The organism is Micromonospora sp. NPDC049799, from assembly GCF_040656655.1.
Classification (GTDB): domain Bacteria; phylum Actinomycetota; class Actinomycetes; order Mycobacteriales; family Micromonosporaceae; genus Micromonospora.
Window position 1 is genome coordinate 1 of the sequence record NZ_JBFAMU010000331.1, and the last position, 5,596, is coordinate 5,596.

A 5,596-nucleotide genomic window follows, 5' to 3' on the forward strand; every position below is an offset into this window, starting at 1 on the left:
CGCCGACCGCCCTCGACGCCCCGCCGCCGGGCGGGCCGGCCGTGAGGATGCCGACGCGCCGGCTGGGCTGGCGACGCTTCGTGGCGCTGGCCGGGGTGGTCCTGCTGATCGCGGCCTGCGCCGTGTTCATGCTCTTCCGGCTCGGGGAGAGCCTCGGCGTCGAGGCGTTGCTGATCGGCCTGGTCGCGTCGATCCTTCCGGTTCCGGTGCTGGTCGCCTGCTTCCTGTGGCTCGACCGGTACGAGCCGGAGCCACTGCGGTACCTGATCTTCTGCTTCGCGTGGGGCGCGTTCGTGTCCACCGCCGCCTCGCTGACCGTCAACAACTTCTCGGCGGGACGGTTCGAGGACCTGGGGCTGCCCACGGCGCTGACCGGGGTGCTGGTGGCCCCCTTCATCGAGGAGCTGACCAAGGCCCTCGGGCCGATCCTGCTGCTGATCTTCCGGCGCCGGGAGATCTCCGGCATCACCGACGCGCTGGTCTACTGCGGGCTCTCCGCGATCGGCTTCGCCATGGTGGAGAACATCCTCTACCTGGGCGGGTACGGCTACGCCACTGGCGTGGAGCGGTACGGCCCGGCGACCGGCACGCAGCAGGTCATCGCCATCTTCATCGTGCGGATCCTGCTCTTCGGCTTCGCCCACCCGCTCTTCACCGCGATGACGGGCGTCGGGCTGGGCATCGCCGCGCGCGCTGCCGACCGCCGGGTGCGGGTGCTCGCCCCGGTCGCCGGCCTGCTGCTGGCGATGATGCTGCACGGCACGTGGAACCTGCTGCCGACGCTGACCCAGGCCACCGGCGAGACGCTGATCCTGCTCTACGGGTTCATCGGCGTGATGGTGCCGATCTTCTTCGGCATGGTGGGGCTGGCGGTGTGGCTGCGGGCCTGGGAGGGACGGCTCACCGAGCGCATCCTGCCCGACTACGTCCGGGCCGGCTGGCTGACCCCGCCCGAGGTGGCCGCGCTGAGCAGCCTCGGGCGGCGGCACGCGGCACGGGTGTGGGCCAAGCGGGTCGGCGGCGACGCCGGGCTGAAGGCGATGCGGGGCTACCAGTTCGCCGCGACCCGGCTGGCGCTGCTGCGCGACGGCATGCGGCGGGGCCTGGACAACCGGCCCGCCGACCGGGAGCGGGCCGCCGTGGAGGAGCGCGAACTGCTCGACACGATCAGCGGGTACCGGGCGTTCTTCGTCGGTCGGGACCCGCAGGCGCCCGCCGGTACGTGGGACGGGCAGCGCTACCACCTGCGGTTCCCGGACGGCTCGCAGCGGACCGTCGAGGCGCCGGACGAGCCGGTGGTGCCGATCCCGGTGGTGCTCGCGCCGCCGCCCCCGCCGGCCGGCTACGGCCCGCCCGGCTGGTACGGCCCCGGCCCGGCGGCGCCCTGGCCGCCCGGCCGCCCCTGACCCCCGCCGTCGTCCCCGACCTGACCGGTGCTCAGGTCATCAGGCTGGTGAGGAAGTCACCGAGGCCCTGGAACAACGCCAGGAGGCCGGCGCCGATCGCCCCGAACATCTCCGCCGCGCCCTCGGGCCGGAAGGCCATGAAGTAGATCAGGAACGCGATGAACCCCCAGAACAACAGCTTCCTTATCCAATCCGGCATCGTCCCTCCCCAGGCCGGTGGTGCGGCTGGCTTCCCGGCGGGGAGCGGTGCAAACGACGCCGACGGCGCCGGGTGTCAGAGGTACAGGCCGGTGGAGTCGTTCTCGATGCGTTCGGCGGCCACGGCGTGCACGTCGCGCTCGCGCAGCAGCACGTAGCCGCGGCCGTGCAGCTCGACCTCGGAACGGTCGTCGGGGTCGAACAGCACCCGGTCGCCGGAGACGATGGCGCGGACGTTCGGGCCCACTCCCACCGCGGTCGCCCAGGCGAGCCGCTTGCCCACGGCGGCGGTCGCCGGGATCACGATGCCGGCGGTGGAGCGGCGCTCACCCTCGCTGCCCTCCATCCGTACCAGCACGCGGTCGTGCAGCAGTCGGATCGGCAGGCCGGAGTCGAGGTTCGTGTGGTCGGCGGTCACGCCGCAGACGGTACCGTGCCCGTCCGTGGCCGTCCGCGCCTGTCCGGGAGTGGTTACGTGCCGGTGGACGGGGGCAATGTGTGGCCGAACTGCCCTACGGTGGGCGGGGTCGGACGTATCCTGTCCGACTGACCCCGTGCGCGGTCCCTTTCTCATGCCAGGAGGTGCGCTTGAGCCGCTTCGAGCGGGTACGCGGTCGGCTCCGCCGTGCGTACGATTCCGGTCGCGAGTCGGTGCGCGCCGGCCGGGCCGACCACGCCGACCACGCCGACCACCCGGAGACGCCGGCCGTCGCCTCGCCGGCCTCCCCTGGGCCGGTGGCCCCGCCGTCGGCGACCGTCGTCGGCGCGCAACAGCCGGCCGCGGTGCACAACTCCACCTCCAGCCGGGACGACGCGGACGTTCCCCACGCGCTGCGGATCTCCGCCGCCTGGTGCTGGCGTCTGATCGTGATCGGCGTCGTCTTCTGGGCGCTGCTGGGGGTCGTCGGGCGGATCAGCATCGTCATCATTCCGCTGGCGATCGCGCTGCTGCTGTCGGCGCTGCTGGCGCCGGCTGTCGGGTGGCTGCTCCGGGCCCGCCTGCCGAGGTCCCTCGCGACGGCGGTGGTGCTGGTCGGTGGCCTGGCCGCGGTGATCGGCACGCTCACCCTGGTGGTCAACGAGTTCATCCAGGGCGTGCCGGAGCTGAGCGAGAAGTCGTCCGAGGGTGTGCGCCAGATCCAGGACTGGCTCAAGACCGGCCCGCTGCACCTGAACGACGGCCAGCTCGACCGCTACATCAACGAGGCCGAGCAGTGGGTCAACAACAACACCGAACGGTTCACCAGTGGCGCGCTCTCCACCGCGGCGACGCTGGCCGAGGTGCTGACCGGCGCGGTCCTGGTGCTCTTCGCGACGTTCTTCTTCCTGCGTGACGGCAACAACATCTGGCGTTTCCTGGTCCGGCTGCTGCCGGTAGCCGCCCGGTGGAAGGTCGACGACGCGGGCCGGGCCTCCTGGGCCACGCTCGGTGCGTACGTTCGCGCGACGGTGCTGGTGGCCTTCATCGACGCGGTCGGCATCGGGATCTTCCTGATCATCTTCGACATCCCGTTCGCCTTCCCGCTCGCCGCCCTGGTGTTCCTCAGCTCCTTCATCCCGATCGTCGGCGCCACCCTCTCCGGCGGCGTGGCGGTACTGGTGGCGCTCGTCGACAGCGGCCCGGTGACCGCGCTGATCATCCTCGGTGTGGTGATCGGTGTGCAGCAGTTGGAGGGTCACGTGCTCCAGCCGCTGATCATGGGCCGGGCGGTGGCCATCCATCCGCTCGCGGTGATCATCGGGATCGCGGCGGGCGTCGTCCTCGCCGGAATCACCGGCGCGCTGGTCGCCGTACCGCTGATCGCCGTGCTGAACACGGCCGTCCGGCGTCTCGCCGCGCGTACCGTGCCGGACACTCCGCCCGACGCAGTCGTCGTCGCCGCCAAGGCCCCCTGACCAAGATCACGCTTGATCCACGAAGGGCGAGGGGCGCGGTCAGGCCTTCGCGAGGCGCTCCAGGGCGCCGCGGGCGACGTCCGGGCGGGTCGTGTACCAGAACGGTGGGAGGGAGCGGCGCAGGAACGGCCCGTAGCCGCGGGCGGTCTCCAGCCGCGAGTCGAGCACCGCGACCACACCACGGTCACCGGTCGCCCGGATCAGCCGGCCGACGCCCTGGGCGAGCCGGACGGCGGCGATCGGCACGCTGACGGCGGCGAACCCGGAGCCGCCGTTCGCGTCCACCGCGGCGGCGCGGGCGGCGGCCAGCGGCTCGTCGGGCCTCGGGAACGGCAGCCGGTCGATGACCACCAGCTGGCACGCGTCACCGGGCACGTCGACGCCCTGCCACAGTGACATCACGCCGAACAGGCAGCTCGACTTCTCCTCCCGGAACCGCCGGACCAGCAGCGGCAGCGCCTCCTCGCCCTGGAGCAGCACGGGCAGGTCGGTCCGCGCGCGGACCAGCTCCGCGGCCTGCTGCGCGGCCCGTCGGGAGGAGAAGAGCCCGAGCGTACGGCCACCGAGCGCGCCGACCAGCGCGAGCAGCTCCTCACCGGCCGCATCGGGCAGCCCGGAGACGCTGGGCCGGGGCAGGTGCGCGGCCACGTAGAGGATGCCCTGCCGCGCGTAGTCGAACGGGGATCCCACGTCGAGTGAGCGCCAGCCCGGTCCCGAGGTCGCCGGGACGCCCGGCGTGCCGTCCGTGACCCTCCCGCCCGGGCCGGCGGCGCCCCGCGTGGCTTGCGGCCGGTCGGGTCCGGTGGACGCGGCGAGGGCGGCGGCGGCCGGGGTCGGCGGGCCCGCCGTGGGCGCCTCCAGGCCGAGCGCCCGCGCCACCGTGTCGAAGCGGCCGCCCAGCGTCAGCGTGGCGGAGGTGGCGACGACGGTGCGTTCCTCGTACAGGTGGGTGGCGAGGGTGCCCGCGACGGACAGCGGCGCGACGACCAGCGCCCGCCGGCCGGTGGTGTCGTTCTTCTCCACCCAGGCCACGTCGTGGTCGGCCTCGTCCAGCAGCCGCTGCGCGGTGGTGGAGAGCTCGTCGAGGGCGGCCTTGGCCTGCTGCTTGCGCACCGGGTCGGGGTCGTCGGCCTTGACGTCGCCGATCGCGTCGAGCGCCGACCGGGTGGCCGCGTCGAGCAGCGTGCACGCGTCGCGCAGCGGACCCGGCAGGCCGGAGGTGATCCGGCCGGCCGGCGCCTCGGCCAGCCCGACGGTGAGGGCGTCGCCGGCGGCGGTGAGCCCGTCGGCGGTCTCCGGGCGCAGCAGCGGGCGGGCGCGCTTGGCGGTGCGGTCGATCAGCTCCGGCACCAGCTCGGCCTGGGCGGCGGAGGAGACCCGGTCGGCCAGCTCGTGCGCCTCGTCCACGACGAGCAGCTTGTGCGGCGGCACGATCTGCCGGCCGGCGAGCATGTCCACCGCGAGCAGGCTGTGGTTGGTGACGACGATGTCGGCCTCGCGGGCGCGGGCCCGGGACGCCTCGGCGAAGCACTCCGCGCCGAACGGGCAGCGGGCGGCTCCCACGCACTCCCGGGCGGGCATCGAGACGAGCCGCCACGCCTGGTCGTCGACCCCCGGGTCCAGCTCGTCGCGGTCGCCGGTGTCGGTCTTCTCCGCCCAGTCCCGCAGCCGCTGGATCGACTTGCCGAGCCGGCCGGCCTCACCCAGCCACTTTGTCCCGCCGGCGGGGCGGGGCGCGGGGGTGTCGAAGAGGGTGTCCTCCGGCTCGTCCTCGGTGGAGTTGTCCAGTCGGGCCAGGCACAGGTAGTGGTGCCGGCCCTTGAGCACCGCGAAGGTGGGCCGGCGGCCGAGCAGCGGCTCCACCGCGTCGGCCAGCCGGGGGAGATCGTGCTCGACGAGTTGCGACTGCAGCGCCAGGGTCGCCGTCGAGACCACCACCGGGCCGTCCACGGTCAGCGCCGGGGCGAGGTAGGCCAGCGACTTGCCGGTGCCGGTGCCGGCCTGCACGAGCAAGTGCTCGCGGGCGGAGACGCACTCCTCGATCGCGGTCGCCATCTCCTGCTGGCCGGGGCGCGCGGCGCCGCCGGGCACCGCGC

The 5,596-nt window shown here is 73.8% G+C and carries 5 protein-coding genes; 2 read left to right on the forward strand and 3 right to left on the reverse strand.

Annotated features, from left to right (window positions below):
- Positions 1 to 1,406 (forward strand): PrsW family intramembrane metalloprotease (locus AB0I76_RS21275; RefSeq protein WP_357038095.1); only part of this gene is annotated, 1,406 nt, incomplete at its 5' end.
- A gap of 31 nt (positions 1,407 to 1,437) precedes the next feature.
- Here AB0I76_RS21275 and AB0I76_RS21280 read toward each other — a convergent pair.
- Positions 1,438 to 1,605, reverse strand: a complete 168-nt coding sequence (locus tag AB0I76_RS21280) for a hypothetical protein (RefSeq protein WP_357038098.1) — start codon at positions 1,603 to 1,605, stop codon at positions 1,438 to 1,440.
- A 75-nt stretch (positions 1,606 to 1,680) separates the two neighbouring features.
- Positions 1,681 to 2,022: a co-chaperone GroES gene (locus AB0I76_RS21285; RefSeq protein ID WP_357038100.1), complete on the reverse strand. Its 342-nt coding sequence runs from the start codon at positions 2,020 to 2,022 to the stop codon at positions 1,681 to 1,683.
- Between the two features lie 128 nt (positions 2,023 to 2,150).
- On the opposite strand from AB0I76_RS21285, the gene AB0I76_RS21290 reads away from it, so the two are divergent.
- Positions 2,151 to 3,500, forward strand: a complete 1,350-nt coding sequence (locus AB0I76_RS21290) for an AI-2E family transporter (RefSeq protein WP_357038106.1) — start codon at positions 2,151 to 2,153, stop codon at positions 3,498 to 3,500.
- Between the two features lie 39 nt (positions 3,501 to 3,539).
- Here the strand turns inward: AB0I76_RS21290 and AB0I76_RS21295 are convergent.
- Positions 3,540 to 5,596 (reverse strand): ATP-dependent DNA helicase (locus AB0I76_RS21295; protein ID WP_357038103.1); only part of this gene is annotated, 2,057 nt, incomplete at its 5' end.